This is a genomic window from Marinobacter sp. es.042, assembly GCF_900188315.1.
Lineage (GTDB): Bacteria > Pseudomonadota > Gammaproteobacteria > Pseudomonadales > Oleiphilaceae > Marinobacter.
On record NZ_LT897781.1, the window covers coordinates 1,023,790 to 1,038,786 of the forward strand.

The 14,997-nt window shown below is 46.0% G+C and carries 13 protein-coding genes; 9 read left to right on the forward strand and 4 right to left on the reverse strand.

Annotation, left to right across the window (positions count from 1 at the left end):
* Together CFB02_RS04950 and CFB02_RS04955 are read left to right on the forward strand one after the other, a co-directional pair.
* Complete coding sequence (locus CFB02_RS04950) at positions 1 to 1,314, forward strand: FemAB family XrtA/PEP-CTERM system-associated protein (RefSeq protein WP_088557113.1); 1,314 nt, start codon at positions 1 to 3, stop codon at positions 1,312 to 1,314.
* Complete coding sequence (locus tag CFB02_RS04955; RefSeq protein WP_088557114.1) at positions 1,314 to 2,300, forward strand: GNAT family N-acetyltransferase; 987 nt, start codon at positions 1,314 to 1,316, stop codon at positions 2,298 to 2,300. Before CFB02_RS04950 ends, CFB02_RS04955 begins: the two co-directional genes overlap by 1 nt.
* 53 nt (positions 2,301 to 2,353) lie before the next feature.
* On the opposite strand, the gene CFB02_RS04960 is transcribed toward CFB02_RS04955, so the two are convergent.
* A complete protein-coding gene (locus CFB02_RS04960; RefSeq protein ID WP_157677787.1) occupies positions 2,354 to 3,373 on the reverse strand; it encodes a polysaccharide deacetylase family protein in 1,020 nt (339 codons plus the stop codon).
* A gap of 56 nt (positions 3,374 to 3,429) precedes the next feature.
* Entirely contained in the window at positions 3,430 to 4,608 is a 1,179-nt protein-coding gene (locus CFB02_RS04965) for an ATP-grasp domain-containing protein (protein WP_088557116.1), read from the reverse strand.
* 134 nt (positions 4,609 to 4,742) lie between these two features.
* Here CFB02_RS04965 and CFB02_RS04970 point away from each other — a divergent pair, with 134 nt between their 5' ends.
* From CFB02_RS04970 to CFB02_RS05000, 7 genes are all read left to right on the forward strand, one after another.
* On the forward strand, positions 4,743 to 5,837 hold the full coding sequence (locus CFB02_RS04970; RefSeq protein WP_088557117.1) for a glycosyltransferase family 4 protein: 1,095 nt from the start codon (positions 4,743 to 4,745) through the stop codon (positions 5,835 to 5,837).
* Positions 5,834 to 6,385 carry a hypothetical protein gene (locus tag CFB02_RS04975; RefSeq protein WP_088557118.1) on the forward strand — a complete coding sequence of 184 codons (552 nt, stop codon included), beginning with the start codon at positions 5,834 to 5,836 and terminating at the stop codon, positions 6,383 to 6,385. Before CFB02_RS04970 ends, CFB02_RS04975 begins: the two co-directional genes overlap by 4 nt.
* A gap of 3 nt (positions 6,386 to 6,388) precedes the next feature.
* Entirely contained in the window at positions 6,389 to 7,669 is a 1,281-nt protein-coding gene (locus CFB02_RS04980) for an O-antigen ligase family protein (protein WP_088557119.1), read from the forward strand.
* An 81-nt stretch (positions 7,670 to 7,750) separates the two neighbouring features.
* Positions 7,751 to 8,761: a CapA family protein gene (locus CFB02_RS04985; RefSeq protein ID WP_088557120.1), complete on the forward strand. Its 1,011-nt coding sequence runs from the start codon at positions 7,751 to 7,753 to the stop codon at positions 8,759 to 8,761.
* Between the two features lie 216 nt (positions 8,762 to 8,977).
* A complete protein-coding gene (locus tag CFB02_RS04990) occupies positions 8,978 to 10,264 on the forward strand; it encodes a phenylacetate--CoA ligase family protein (protein WP_088557121.1) in 1,287 nt (428 codons plus the stop codon).
* 86 nt (positions 10,265 to 10,350) lie between these two features.
* Complete coding sequence (locus tag CFB02_RS04995; protein ID WP_157677788.1) at positions 10,351 to 11,322, forward strand: glycosyltransferase; 972 nt, start codon at positions 10,351 to 10,353, stop codon at positions 11,320 to 11,322.
* Between the two features lie 292 nt (positions 11,323 to 11,614).
* Positions 11,615 to 12,442 (forward strand): heparin lyase I family protein, encoded by an 828-nt coding sequence (locus tag CFB02_RS05000; protein ID WP_157677789.1) that lies wholly within the window; start codon positions 11,615 to 11,617, stop codon positions 12,440 to 12,442.
* A 376-nt stretch (positions 12,443 to 12,818) separates the two neighbouring features.
* On the opposite strand, the gene CFB02_RS05005 is transcribed toward CFB02_RS05000, so the two are convergent.
* Both CFB02_RS05005 and CFB02_RS05010 read right to left on the reverse strand, forming a co-directional pair.
* On the reverse strand, positions 12,819 to 13,934 hold the full coding sequence (locus CFB02_RS05005) for a glycosyltransferase (protein WP_088557124.1): 1,116 nt from the start codon (positions 13,932 to 13,934) through the stop codon (positions 12,819 to 12,821).
* Complete coding sequence (locus CFB02_RS05010) at positions 13,931 to 14,962, reverse strand: polysaccharide deacetylase family protein (RefSeq protein WP_227519322.1); 1,032 nt, start codon at positions 14,960 to 14,962, stop codon at positions 13,931 to 13,933. Before CFB02_RS05010 ends, CFB02_RS05005 begins: the two co-directional genes overlap by 4 nt.
* Positions 14,963 to 14,997: the final 35 nt, after the last annotated feature.

A 14,997-nucleotide genomic window follows, 5' to 3' on the forward strand; every position in this document is an offset into this window, starting at 1 on the left:
ATGGGAACGGAGTTGCCTATTGCCAACCTGGAGGCCTCCAAGGCCAGGCTGGAAGAGCTCAAGGCGACCAAAGGCCGATTAGGCAGGCTGGTGGGTGAGGCGCGCAAAAACGGCGAGAATACCGAAGAACTGGTTAACGAAGTACAACGTGTTGCCGGGGAGATCAAACAGCTCCAAAAGCTGGTCAAAAAGCAGCTTAACCAGGGAGTGGCCCGGAAGAAGTGGGTTCCAGAGCCCGTTTCCATTCCACACGCCATCGCAAAACAGGCGCTATCCCAACCAGTAACTGTTGAACCAGTTTGCGCTCAGAACCTGGACGCTGCTGAAGCCTATGTAGCCGGGAACCCTGGTGCGTCCATCTGGCACAGACCTCGTGTTTCTTCATTTATTGAGAAGACCTACGGCCACGAAACCCGATTCCTCTGTGCTTGGGCGCGCGACGGCAGCATTGTTGGAGTTTTACCTCTCGTCCAACTGAAAAGTCGACTGTTCGGCAACTTTCTCGTTTCAACGCCCTATTTCAATTATGGCGGTGTGCTGGCAGACAATCGCGAAATTGCAGACGAGCTCCTTACAAAAGCTGAGCAATGGCGCCAAGAGTTGCAGGCCGGGCACGTTGAACTGAGGTTCTGTCAGGACAATACACTGGGCCTCCCTCAGCGCACCGATAAAGTGACTTTCTGGTTGTCATTGCCTTCCGAAGCAGCCGACTTATGGGACAGTTTCCAGCCGAAACTACGGGCTCAGATTCGCCGTGGTGAACGTGAAATGACCGAGTTTGCTATCGGCGGGGAGGAGCTACTCGACGAATTCTATCGGGTTTTTTCTGTGAACATGCGTGACCTTGGGACACCAGTGTATGGTAAAGACTTTTTTCGAAATCTGTTGGAAACCCTGAAAGGTGAAGCCTGGCTTGCAGTGGTCAAGATTCAAGGAAAAGCCGTAGGCTGCGCCTTTTTAACCGGTTATCGGGGCAGAATGGAGATCCCCTGGGCATCAACACTGCGCAACTACAATCACACCAGCATCAATATGATTATGTATTGGAAGATACTGGAGTTTGCCGTCCAGCAGGGATTCAGGGTGTTCGATTTTGGCCGTTGTAGCGAAGATGCCGGGACTTATCGTTTCAAGCAGCAATGGGGTGCAGAACCCGTCAAGCTGTATTGGGATTACCTGCTGCCAGAGGGCAAAGCCCTGCCGAAACTCAGTCCCAAAAATCCAAAATTCCGGGTAATGATTGCTGTGTGGCAACGGATGCCTGTCTGGCTGGCCAATCTCATCGGGCCGCGCATTGTGAAGGTCTTGCCCTAATGAGTCTGTTTCAGACACAGGCGTGGCAAAGTGCTTGGTGGGATACTTGGGGTGCGGAGCATAGTTTGGAATTGCGACGCCCATGGGGGCAGGGCATTTCTGGCATCTACTCTACAGAATACAAAATCAAGGGCTTGATCCCGATTAAATCTCTAGAGTTTGTAGGTAGCAGCTATCGGAAAATACGAAGCACGAGGACCGAATATAATCGTTTTTCGGTTCTTGGCGAGAGCGCAGATCAAGCCCAGAAAGCCCTTGAAAAAACGCTTTTCTCCTTGGATTGGTCTGAGGCGGTCTTCAATGATTTGCCACTGGATTCTAGCGATGTCGCGATATTAAAGAAAATTGCTATCAAAAACAAATGGTTGGTACGAACGGTAAACAAAGACTCAGCGTGGGCGATAAGAACGGAGGGAGGGTTTGAAAACTACCTGAGAGGCTTAGGGTCGAATACAAGACTGCGGCTTTTTAATCGACGTAAAGTTCTCGAGTCTCTCGGCGAGATCGTCCATGAAAATTACGCTGATAAATGCAATGAGCCAACAAAATTTTTTGAAATATTGAACCGATTCCACCTAAAGCGTTGGGGGAAACCGGTTTACACCCGTAATGCATTAAAATTCAACTCGCTTTTTTTACGCAGAATAAAGTTGGAGGGTGGGGAACCCCAGCTTTTAATTATGAAGTGCTTTGATGAACCTATCTCAGCACTTTATAACGTGAAGTATAACGGTTGCGTTTATAATCTCCAGAGCGGGTTTGAGCAGAGCTTTCATAATAAGCTTGCGCTGGGGACGTTACATCTGGGCTACGCTATCGAACAAGCATTTCTGAATGAAGGTGTTCAGTTTTTTGATTTTTTGGCCGGGTCAGGTAAGAACGAAAATTATAAAAAACGTATTGCGACTGAGTCGATGAGCCTGATTTCTTTAATGATCGTGAGAAGCACTTTACTTAAAACCCTCTACAGTATTAAAGGAATATAAAGCGGATTAAACGTCTTTTGTCCGCCCGTTTTTTCTTTTTAGGGTATTGTGTTTTAAACCACCGCTATGCGCTCTTTCGCGTACTCCAACCAACTACAATACTGTTTAAAGTAAGTAATATCGTTGGGAAAACTGAATCGCTTCAAAGAAAACAAGTTGTTGTTTGACGGATTGGCCAGATCCACATATCCCGCGTCGGCAGATAGGGCAGCACTAAAACCGGCTCTCGCAACTATTTGCTGCTCTCTGGCCCCGAAGTCGATGCCCTCACGGCCACTGGGATAACAGAAAACGGGGAGAGGATTCGTGAGGTTTTTCGATACAGCTTCCCAGCTTCCAAGTATTTCGTTCTCTGCTTCCTGTTCGGTCACTCGAGATAAAATAACATGTCTTTTCGAGTGAGGTCCGAACTCGACAAAGTCTGATTCGAGACTTCGAGCGAGCTTCCATGACATAGGCTCATATTCCTCTGGAGCTTTTTCAGGAATCTCAACCTCAAGTCGTCTGGAAAATTCAGCTACAGCTGACTCTGCCTGATCATTGGGTATTTGTTTGTGAATCTTTTTCAAGTTCCTGATGAGAATTCGTCTGTCATTGGGGTCTGAAAAATTCACCATAGAAAGGCCGGTTCCCAAATCAAGTTCCAAACTGTGGACCGATGTATTTCTGAAAATGTACTCGAGCTTGTAATCCCAGGACCAATGGCGCTTCTCAAGCATATCCGTTGCTAAAAACAGAGTGACAGGCGCTTGAAAGCTCTCAAAAACCGGCAGCATCCTGGCCTGATCGCAAAACCCATCATCAAGTGTAAACGCCACGGAGCGGGGCGGTAATGGCGTTCGATTAATTATTGCTTCCACCACTTGTCGTACCGAAACCACCGTGTACCCGTGAGAACGGAGGTAGGTTAGCGCTGCTTCCAGATGCTCCTGAGTATGGCCATGGATGGTTCGGTGGTGATCCGTGAATCGGTGCAATAAAAATATCGGTACAACCCTCTTCCTGAGCGGCTGCATAAGACAGCAGACGGGAGAGCTGGTCAGCGTATTGATCGCTGCTCTGGCAAATGTCATGCTCCGTACTCCTTCCATAGAACGCGCGCTTTGCAGATCCGGAAATCAATTGGTTTTTATTTTTTTAGCGCCTGGATATATTGTTTTAATTCGATCCATGCAGGCTTCAAGTCGCCCAGTCGGTTAACTTCATGCTTCTGGTGTCTTATCTTCACCGAAAGAAACCTGCAAACCTGTAGAAGCTTACGTTGCCAGGAATGAGGCCTCTTGAGAAACAGATAAAGGCTGTCTAAATCGCCCAGAAGCCACCTTAATCTTTGATCATAGCGGTAATTAAGCGTTTGTTCTATCGGTCGCCCCAGGTGGAGATTCGCAAGCATTAGGGGAAAATCGATACCGGCGTCAATGGCCAGTTGAAGCGAGCCCCAAAAACGCGTGTTGATTTCCATCAGGTAGGCAGTGCCGTCGTTGGAAATCCGAAACTCAACCATTGCAACGCCGTGCCATTGCACTTCGCTTAGCAATTTCTCCGCGGCTTGTTTTAACTCCTTGTCCACTGGCACGCTTCGGCTCAGTACACTCACTCCGCCCTCCGGTGGTTTCTCTCGCAAACGCTGATGGGCGAAGAATTGGACGGGGCGACCTTTATCATATAAGCAAAATACTCCACCGCCGTGCCCGGGAATAAATTCCTGCAGCATGAACGGGTTATCTTGGAGATAGGGCATGTCCTCCAGAGCTTCTTGCCATTCCACTAAACTCTGTACGACTCGGACCTGGGTATGCAACCAATGACCTTTCTTGTAGATTCGAGACAGTGCAGGTTTGATTACGACTGGAAAGCGTAGATCCTCCGGTCTTACCTCTTCCGAACTCTGAAACGCAGAGCTTTGAGGAACGGTGACACCGTTTGACTTGGCAAGTTTGACAAGGGAGATCTTGTCCGCGAGCTTCATAACGCGGTCATAAGAGGCGAACGGAAGATTGGCCTCTGGCAGCTCTGATTGGCAGTAAAGTATAAGTTGGCTGGTTATCTCTGTGGTGGGCATGACCAGCTCGAAAGCGTACTCTGAGACGATGTTGCGTAACCAACTAACGAATTCTCGCGGGTAGTGAATTGGATCGGGGTAACGGAAATAATGCTTGCTGAATCGGGAGGCACCTGCCAGAGCTATTTGTATTGAATCCGCCGTGTAGACAGAAAATTGTCCAGACCTACCCAGAGAGCGTGTAACTGCTAGTGCACTACGTTGATTCGCATCAAGAACGAGTACTCTTGGAGCGCCGACTTCCATTCGAGAAATCTCCTATGATTGTGGGAGTAGTCTAGCAGACTCTAGGGTACGCCAGAACTAGCCTGGTGAAGAGTGCTGGGGTACTATGTCAGTGGCCCGAAGCCTATAGGATCAACGGAGTGATCAGGAGCAATATGGAACCTACCGTACTACATGTAATTGATACCACCGGCCCAGGTGGTGCGGAAACTGTTTTTTTGGATTTAGCCGAAGAGTGCATGCGCCGGGGCTATGGAAGTATCGCTTTAATTCGGGGCCCTGGGTGGGTAGAAGATCAGCTAAAAAGGCGTGGAATTCCTTATGAGGTAAGGGAAAGTAAGGGCAGCATGAATTTGCGCTTCCTCTTGGCTCTTATATCGTTGGTAAGGCGTTACAGGGTCACTCACATCCAATCCCACTTGCTGGGCTCCAATGTCTACACATCCTTAGTCGGGATGTTCCTGAATATTCCTGTAGTTTCGGTTTTCCATGGCCATGTTGATATTTCAGACAAAGAACGTTTTCGAAACGCAAAAATGGCCATTATTCGAGCTGGTTCCAGACATGTCGTTTCAGTCACTGATGACCTCAAGCAATCCATAAACCGAACGACCAATGGTTGGTCCCGCCTTAATGCTACGGTCATTCCCAATGGTATTGATGTAAGGGCGCTCGAGACTCTTCCAATAAAATCATTGGACAAAGGGAACGAGAACGTTGTTTTTGGTTGCCTGGGAAATATTCGCCCAGCCAAAAACTACCGCTTAGCGGTCGACTTTATCACTTTACTGCAACGTGAAGGCCTAAATGCAGTGCTTCGTATTGCGGGTGACGATAGCAAACCCGAGGCAGAAGAGCTAAAACAGTATTGTATCGATAGCGGTTTGGAGAGCAGCGTGGAGTTCTTGGGGTTTATCGACAATGTTCCGGAATTTATGGACGCTATTGATATATTTTTGATGACATCAACCACTGAGGGTCACCCGTTGGCTTTAACTCAAGCATTATCTGCGGGCAAACCGGTGATTTCAACGCGAAATGGGATTGAAAAACTCGTGCCCGAGGACTTGGTCTTTCTTGCGAAGGAGGATACTCCAGAAGCATTGGCCGAAAGTAAAAACGTGTTACTCGGTACTGAACAGCTTAACGAATTGTTGGCTCGTGGCCGTAAGTACGTGCGAGAAAACTATAGTTTGAGCGTAATGTTCGCTCGTTATTTCCAGCTTTATGAGTTGCGGGATAGGCCATGATTGAAGACTTAATCAAAGATAAATACGGCAGTAGAAGAGGGCTTATCCAGTACCATTGGGATGGGCTTCTTACTCGGGTCGGTGCATACCAACATAGATTACCTTCAGTTCAAGAAATAAGAAAAGTAGTATTTGTTTGCCAGGGCAATATCTGCAGAAGTGCGCTGGCAGAGGTGGTGTTCAAAAAGCATTCCAATGTAGAGTCTACGTCAGTGGGGCTCAAAACTTCTACAGGAAAGCCGGCCAACTCCAGAGTGGTGAAGTACGCGTCCAGTAAGGCCTCTGTTGATCTCTCCAAGCATCGAACTACTCGCTTGGAAGACTACGAAGTGCTTCCCTTTGATCTGTTCGTTTGTATGGAAATTCGTCAAATCCGAGAGTTAAGAAAGCGTGGAATAAAAAATGTTTGCGTTTTGCTGGGCTCCTTTGGGGAAAGGCAACAGGCGCGAATTAATGACCCATATTCCGCTAATGATCGATACATGGAAAAGACTGTCGAGGATATTGTTTACCACACAGTTGAACTGGCGAAATGCCTAGAGAGGTAAACTGTGTTTTCGACGGTCAAAGATGATCTAAACGCATTTCGCGAAGCGTTAAAAGGTCAAGATTTGATCTTTTATCTCGGACTAAGCTTTATCATACTTTATTATCTGCGCCCGCAGGTGATCATTTCCGGTCTTGATGTTATACCTTGGCTACAGATAACGATTTTGGGTGGATTTCTCGCTATGATCGCGAGAAACAGACTAAAATTTACTGGCACTCATTTTTTAGTATTTTTGTTTGCTGCTCTAGCCTGGCTTTCGGCAAAAAATTCGCTTTACCCCGAAATTTCCTCCCGCGATATAACTACACCCTTCATCTTTGCACTTGAAGTATTGTTTCTGTCGAATTGCGTAAAAAACGTTAATCAGCTCAAATTGCTACTAATTGTTTTCTTCTTGTGTATTTTTAAGATGTCTTTCTTCGGAGCTCGTGTTTGGGCGGCACGTGGTTTCGGTTTTACCGAATGGGGCATTCAGGGACCTGCTGGGTTTTTCCAGAACAGTGGAGAATTTAGTCTACTAATGGCAATGTGTGCGGTAATGTCAATACCATTAATCCTGCAAATGAGCCCTAAAACGAAGCTTTACTGGCTGTTACCGATAACTGCAATTATGACGGTGCTCGGTGCAAGCTCCCGGGGGGGGCAGCTAGCACTTGTCATCGGGCTTGTGTATTTATTGTTGGCATATAAAAAATTAGGCTTAAAAAGCATTGTGTATCTGGTGGTCTTTTGTTCAGTGGTTTGGGCTATTTTCCCACAGGAACAGAAGCAGCGCTTTGAAACTGCGGGCTCGGATACGACTTCTACGAGCCGCTTAAATTATTGGTCGGCAGGGATCGACATGGCGATGGAGCACCCATTACTAGGAGTGGGACTAAATGCATTTCCTGAGCATTATTACATCTATTACAGAGAAAACGATGGAAGCTATCTTTCAAACAGAAAAGAAGTTTCACACAACTCTCTCATCCAGATTGCCTCAACGCTAGGAATTCCAGCTCTATTATTATATCTGTGGTTCCACTTCTCCGTGTTTTCAAATTTCTCGATTATGAAAAATAAAACAGAGAAAACGTCTGATCTTATTTTTTTAGAGAGCCTTAGAGTTTCTTTAAATGGTGGCGTCCTGACCTATTTTATAGGAGCCAGCTTTATGTCCATCGCCTTCTATCCATATATTTATTTATTGTTGGCTTTGACCATCATTAAAAATCGTGTCTATAAAGAGTTAGTACCGACTGTAGGCAGGAGACACAATTTGGCTATAAAATCCTTCGATTAGCGCTGAGCTTTCGTCCAGTCTTTGTTATATATTGCTGTTGAGTCAAAAAGTCTGTTGAAATTAAAAACTTCGAGGTGCCGTATGAGGCTTTTGTTCGTAGGCGATGTCAATTTGGGTGAATATTATTTAACATTTGGGCATGGTCCCAAAACTACCCTCGAAACAGTGGATATCTTCGAGGACTTACGACAGGTTTTGTATGATGCCGATGTGGTTGCTGGCAATCTCGAGGCGTCACTAACTAATAGTCAGCTAGACCCTAATGATCCTGAGCGAATGGTGCTAAGAGGCGATCCTAAGCAGGCGGAATACTTAAGAAATAGTGGATTTAATGTGTTCCAAGTTGCTAATAATCATACTGTCCAACACGGTCGTGAAGGATTTGAGGAGACAGTAGAAGTTTTGAGACAATCAGAGATACTTCCGATTGGCTTAGCTGGTCAGGATCTGCAGATCATCCGGATTCAAGAAAAAACTATAGGTTTTTTTGCAGCCTCTGATGTGCCAGACAACACTGATAAGGACCAAAAAAGCTATCAAAGACTCGATAGAGATTTCATCGAACGGATAAAAGGATCAATTAAAAAAGTTGATTATTTGTTCGTAATGTTGCATTGGGGACTTGAGGAATCTACTCATCCAATGAGTTATCAGCGCGCTTTGATAGATGAACTTGTAGAAGCCGGTGTTACCGGAATTATTGGAAGCCACCCACATCTATTTTATGAGGTATGGAGGCAAGGGAATTCAATTGTCGCGCCCTCTCTTGGAAATTTTGTATTTGATCTTTGCTGGGATTCGCGTCTTTTAAAGACAGGAATTTTAGAGGTCGTGATAGATGACGCTAACTTGGAGGCGAAGATTTGGCCTATCGAGATTACGCGATATGGTGCTGTACCAAAATTGACGGGAGTTGCTCAGGAGGTCGCTGATTCAGTGATGCTGTATGACTTGGGTACAAAGATGGATTATCAGGCTATTCGCAAAATTGGGTATTTTTTCAGGAATATTCATAAAGGTAAAATTAAATTGAAAATAAAATTTATATTTAGAAAGCTGATCAATCGATTCACAACAGTCCCAAAACATTGAGTACAAACGCGGGCCTAGCGGAAAGGGTTTATGTGCTTTGCAAGGTTGGGCATTTTTAATAAATAAGCTCCGAGGTAATTAACGTTGTCCGGTTGACAAAGGTTTTCTAGCTGTCATGGACGGCTAAGGCGTTGTGGTCGAGGAGAAAACGTAAACCTTATTAATCTGTCGTCTTATTTTCCGAGATAGGATTAATTCATTTACTGAAGGTAGAAAATGCACAAGCGTCTCGCAAAACAACTATTTGAGTTAGGGGCAAAAGCACGGAACCCATCTCTGTTCGGACTTTATGATGCCCTAAAAGAAACTGAATGGCTGAATAGAAAGCAGCTTCAAGACTTTCAGAATGAAAAAGCGCGCATGTTTCTTTCCTTTGCGAGTGAAAATTCACCATTTTATAAACAGTTATTTCAAAAAATTGGATTTAGGCCAGATAAATATACTGGGATAAAAGACCTGGCCTGCATTCCCGAGATTGATAAACTGTGTCTTATAGAAAATAACGCCTCGATTCATTCCCAGAATATTTCTGAAAAGGTCAGGTTGGCTGAAACCTCAGGTACATCGGGACAGTCACTTAGTTTCAATAGGGCAGAAAGTTGGGATTCGCAAAACAGAGCCGCAATGATGCGAGCTTATGACTGGTATGAGGTGAAACCTTGGGATAGAAATGGTTATTTATGGGGTTATAATATATCACGGAGGCAACATCTAAAGGTTAAGTTTTTAGATATCCTCCAAAATCGTTTCAGAATTTTTGATTATTCCGAAAAAGAAATTGACGGTTTCGCAAGAAGGCTTTGCAGTGCGCAATTTTTGAATGGTTACTCTTCGATGGTTTATGAAGTAGCGAGATTAATTAATGAAAGGGGCATTGATATACCGAATTTGAAGCTGGTAAAAGGCACCTCTGAAATAATCTTGGATATTCACCATGCGGAGAGCATCAAGGCTTTTGGTCGAAGAGTTACAAGTGAGTATGGTGCGGCAGAAGCAGGATTGATAGCCTTTGAGTGCCCATACGGTGGACTGCATATAAATGTCGAAACAGTTATTCTTGAGCAAAACTCCGCGGGCGAAGCGCTTGTAACTAATCTTGCCTCACATTCCTTTCCTATAATTCGATATAATCTTGGTGATATAATATCCTTCAGTGATGATTATTGTTTGTGCGGACGTTCGCATCCGCTTTTAAAAGATGTTAAAGGGAGAAAAGGAAAAAACGTAGTTGGATTTAAAAGAAAATACCCAGGCCTCACATTTTATTACGTTTTCAAAAATATTGCTCTTGAGAATAGCGTTTTGATAAACTACAAGGTAGTTCAACGAGAAGTTGGGAAGGTTGTCGTTTTGATCGAGGGTCTACGATCAGCGAAAACAGTAGGCCTTGTTCAGGAACAGTTAGATCGCTATTTTGGTTCTGATGTGGAATTCGAAATAGAGTTTGTAGAAAAATTCGGCCTTGAACTTAAGAAAAGACAATATTTTGAATCGGATTTTTAAATTTATCCTTTGATCGTATCAGTAACTAAAAAATTAACGGATTTTTATTTTCTCGTTATTTTAACATATTTTTACAGGAGCTTAATTTGATTAGTGCTCGACCGTTTCTATCTATAATTATACCTGTATTCAACGAACAAAGATATATTGGCTCGTGTTTGGACTCCATTTTTCAAAACGACATTGAACGTCATTTTTATGAAGTAATTGTAGTCGATAACGGTTCTGTAGACGATACGGTAGCTATCGTTAATAGATATGAGGTTTCGTTGTGGGTGGATGAGGCCTCTAATGTCGGTGGCGTGAGAAATTACGGGGCGAAAAAAGCGGTCGGCGAAAATTTGGTTTTCTTAGATGCAGACTGCGTGATTGATGAAGGTTGGATTTCTAGAGCTGTTGGGAGAATTTCGAAAAGTAAAAATAATGTTTATGGTGGGCAGTATTTATTAAGAGAAAATCCGTCGTGGTTGGAAAAAAATTGGGTGTTAAACGATAATTCAGAAACGGTGGAGCAGACCACTTTAGTTGGTGGGTGTATAGTTATTCCTAAAGAGATATTCGATGACGCTGGTGGATTCGATGAGCGTTTGGTGTCCGGTGAAGATAGTGAACTGACCAACAGATTGCGAAGGCAGGGCTACGTCGTGGAAATCGATCCTGCTTTGAGTGTTATTCATCTAGGTTATCCAGCGACGGTAGTTGAGTTTTTGCGAAGGCAGATTTGGCACTCACTTGATTATATTCGTAATTTTCCAAAGTCTTTATTTGATAAGGTGTTTCTTGTAACCCTTGTTTTTATCGTAGGCTTCTTCTTCATTTTCTTCGCAATTTTTTGGGGCCCTTACTGCTTTGGTTTTGGGAGTTCGCTGATTTTACTTTCTACATTGGCACTTTCAGCTAAAAGAATAGGAAGGAGCGGTAAGAAGGTTGTGAAGGCTTCGAGGCTTTTGCCTATATTCGCCGTCGATTTCTTATATTTATTAGGTAGGTCGTTGGGTGTGCTCTCGGGATTGGCAAGGTTGCTTGGGGTTCGTTTTCTTTATTTTGAAAAAGGGTGACACCAGAGGATGAGGCGAGATGGTTGGCTTGAATGTATTCCATGCTTTCTGTGTGGCGTACGCATCTGATTTTCCCGATTTTCCTTTTCCCGAATGGGTTCTTTTTCAAGGGCTTAAAGCTTTAATAACAAAAGGTAATGTTTAGAAAATTTTAGGGACAATTTGTAGTTTGACCTGACGTCGCGACAGGTGAATAATTCTCTCTAGTGCGTGTTTGCGAGCAGCTTCGAGAGTTTCGATGGGAGGCGAAGCTTCTTTTTTTACTGAGGGTTAGGATATGGTTTTAGGGTCAGTGCGTCTACTCCGTTGTCTATTTGCGTTTTATCTGTCTTTCCTTGTCGGTGTGTCTTCTGCCCATGGCGAGATCATCTTCGAAGATGACTTCACTGGGTTTGATTTTAGCAAATCTATGTCGGGTGCTGGGTGGGACAGTCAACGTTCTGTGAATGTTGTGGATGCGCCGAGTGTTGTCAATGCCGGTGTGGCGCAATTTTTATTTGAAGGAAGCAGCGACGCCAGCGGGGACGCTTTTTCTGAACTTAGATTCGATTTGGGAAAGCTTTACCCTGAGGTATGGCTACAATATTATTTGTTCATTCCTGCAAATTATTTTCATAGAGACGCACCGGGGCCAGATAATAATAAGATATTGAGGGTATGGGGCACGAGCTATGATGATGTGGAAAAGGTCGGTTTGTCTGTTTGGGCTGGTTCGTCAGGCGATTCTCGGCTAATCGTGGATTGGAATCGTGGCGGTGATGGAATTGGGCCAAAAGGAGAGGGTGTAGGCTCGTTTATCGGCGCCTCAGATCGTGGTAAGTGGATGAAAATTCGTGTTCATTTGGTTGCAGCCAAATCGTCTGCCTCGCCTGGGTCTATTCGGGTCTGGAAGAACAACAATCTGATTATCAATGAGCTCCAAACAGTTAATAACTTTTACAGTGGAGAGGCGCATGCCTACCGTTACGGATATCTGATGGGCTGGTCAAATTCCGGATTTGACGAGGCAACTCGGATTAATATTGATGGTGTCGTATTCGCTACCTCAGCGGACGATTTGGAAAACGGTCAGGGGGCCGTTCAGTTTCCCCCGAGTCCACCTCAGATTAATGTTGAATGATGAGCTAAACGTTGCTTCGCGCTTCGGAATATTAGTAGAGCGGGTCTTTGCTCTGGAAAATTTGCCCGATCAGATTATAAAACTCGTCTGGGCCTCAGCCGAGTTTTATAGTCTGGGAATTGTACTTTTTGTACTTTAATTCTCTCCCACGATTGTATCTAAATTCTGCGTGCTCCCCCCACGGTGATGGCTTAGCCCTGTTCTCGCGTTTATAGTTTAATTTCGTCTTCTCTTCTGGGCGCCTGACTGTTAACAGCGGTTACTCCTACGATTCAATTATATGTCGTGGCGAACCGAACTTATTTAAGTCATTGTCGTAACCTAGGATGTCTAATTTGTCCGGTTAGGCCCTTCCAATAGCTAATCTGAAAGATAATTAAATATTGTTGTAAACCTCGGCGTACTTTCGGGAATTGGCTCCAACTCCGAAAATGCTTCGGACCTGCATTAAGCCACTAACGCTTTTTTGTTCGCGGTCCGTGACTTCTGTAAAAACCTGCTTTAACGCTCTGGTGTAACCTTCCGGAGAGTGGTCCTTAACCAACCATCCGCACCCCCCATTGCCTAGTACTTCAGGGATGCCCCCTACATCGTGTGATACGACAGGGACCTCAAGTGCCAGCGCTTCCAGAAGAGTCATGGGCAGTCCTTCATGATCGGAGGGCATCAGCAGTACATCAAGCTTCGTCATTTCGGCGGCCGGTGGGCTAACAAAGCCCATGAACGCGATTTTGTCGGCTATGCCTAGTTCGTTGGCGAGTTGTTTCAGTTCGGCCTCCATAGGGCCGCCGCCGATGACAACGCCCTCGCACTCAAGCCCTTGTTGGTTAAGTAGCGCTATGGTTTTAAGAAAGATGTCTATCCGTTTCACAGGGACCAACCGCCCGACAATACCAATACGAGGCCTTTCTGCGTTGGTTTCAGCGCGTCTTTTCCACTGGCGCCTTATGTTGTCAACATCGATAAAGTTGAAGATTTTATGGACCTTGCCCGGGAATAGCTTCTCCAGCCTTTCTTCCAGTTGCGTCGACACCGCAATAATAGCCTGCTGGCGAAGCCGCCCCAGCATCACGTCCAGTTTCTGAATCAGCCATTTGTGCGGTCGTTTAAGTGTAAATGCCGTTTCCGGGTTGCCATGCACGGTTCGGACCGATGCCGGCACGCCGGCAAGTTCTTTGCCGAGAATACCAAGCACATTTTCTTTGAATCCGTGGGTATGCACGATTCCAGTTCGGTGTTCGCGGCAGTGAGCGGCGATGGCGCGGGCGATGGCTATGGGGCCAAGGCGCGTTTCATCCGCGAGGGTGACGGGAATACCCAGTTTCTGCAGTTTCTCGTGCAGGATGCCATCGTTGAATACAACCGCTGTCGGTAAAACCTGATTGCTGGTCAGAAGCGCCTCGCAAAGGTTGTATACCTGAACTTCCGCCCCTGCCCATAGATCGCCGGATACAACATGGGTTACAACCCGTGTGGCGTCATTTTGCATCATAGAAGACCGCGCCCGATTGTGGCCAGCAAGGCCCGTTTGCTGTGGCTATTACCGTCGTGAAGGTTAAAGCGGCGAAGATCGTAAGGGTTGCAGCCTGTATGGTTCCAGCCGGTCTTGGTGGTGCAGGCGGCCTTATAGGTACTTGAAACCAGGTTTTGCCCCTTGCCCGTTATGTTCCCATTGGGATAACAGAACACCGGTATCGCGGACTTGCCAAGGCGCCTGAGGTCGTCAAGACAGTCCACGATTTCCTCTTTGAGTGTCTTCTCATCCTTGAGGCGGTTAAGACGGAAGTGGTGCCTGGTGTGCGCACCGAACATCACAAGGCCGTCTTGGGACATTTCGGTCAGTTCGGAACTGTTAAGAATGGATCTGGCGGTTGGCGTGGGGGCGAGTTCCGGATGCGATTCGTATACCTTTTCAAGCGAATCGATGATCGTGGCGTCTTCCAGCGACTTTAACTGGGCAACGACCTCGTCGGCCTCCAGAAGGGAAAGCCGATGGTTCCCTCCGGGATCCGATTTGGTGGGCAGGTAAGGTCGCAGCCATTCAAAGGCCGGGGCGTTATCCGGAATGGCTTTCGTGGTTACCAGGCTGAGCACCTGTTCTGGCCAAAAGGTTTTGTCGGTGCCGATCATTCTGGTAACCAGGAAAATGGTAGCCGGTGCATTTTGTGCTTTAAGTTTTGGGTAGGCGTACTGATAGTTATCTCGCCAGCCATCATCAAAAGTGAACGCGACAGACAGGTGGGGCAGCTTCTCTCCCTTTTCGTTGCGTTCCAGCCATTCGTTCAGATGAATTAGTTCCGCCCCGAGCTTTCGGGCAAACCGGATATGCTCCTCCAGCGCTTCGGGCGTGGTTAGCATTCCTGGCTGCTCTGCGGCGCGCTCGGGCGCATCGGAGGGAAGGATTCTGTGGTAGGTAAGGATAAGAAGCGTGGGCTGGTTTGAAAAGCGGATACGCAGCCAACCATAGGCCGCCAGCAGCGTCAGAGCGCCAGACTTCAAGAATGATCTAATGAATGCCACACCGAAGGCCTCCGTCGGCTTCGCCAATGGTTTTG

Excerpts from the sequence above, each read along its gene's own strand:
- CFB02_RS04950 (WP_088557113.1), top strand. The coding sequence starts at position 1 with ATGGGAACGGAGTTGCCTATTGCCAACCTGGAGGCCTCCAAGGCCAGG.
- CFB02_RS04955 (WP_088557114.1), top strand. The coding sequence starts at position 1,314 with ATGAGTCTGTTTCAGACACAGGCGTGGCAAAGTGCTTGGTGGGATACT.
- CFB02_RS04960 (WP_157677787.1), bottom strand. The coding sequence starts at position 3,373 with ATGACATTTGCCAGAGCAGCGATCAATACGCTGACCAGCTCTCCCGTC.
- CFB02_RS04965 (WP_088557116.1), bottom strand. The coding sequence starts at position 4,608 with ATGGAAGTCGGCGCTCCAAGAGTACTCGTTCTTGATGCGAATCAACGT.
- CFB02_RS04970 (WP_088557117.1), top strand. The coding sequence starts at position 4,743 with ATGGAACCTACCGTACTACATGTAATTGATACCACCGGCCCAGGTGGT.
- CFB02_RS04975 (WP_088557118.1), top strand. The coding sequence starts at position 5,834 with ATGATTGAAGACTTAATCAAAGATAAATACGGCAGTAGAAGAGGGCTT.
- CFB02_RS04985 (WP_088557120.1), top strand. The coding sequence starts at position 7,751 with ATGAGGCTTTTGTTCGTAGGCGATGTCAATTTGGGTGAATATTATTTA.
- CFB02_RS04990 (WP_088557121.1), top strand. The coding sequence starts at position 8,978 with ATGCACAAGCGTCTCGCAAAACAACTATTTGAGTTAGGGGCAAAAGCA.
- CFB02_RS05005 (WP_088557124.1), bottom strand. The coding sequence starts at position 13,934 with ATGATGCAAAATGACGCCACACGGGTTGTAACCCATGTTGTATCCGGC.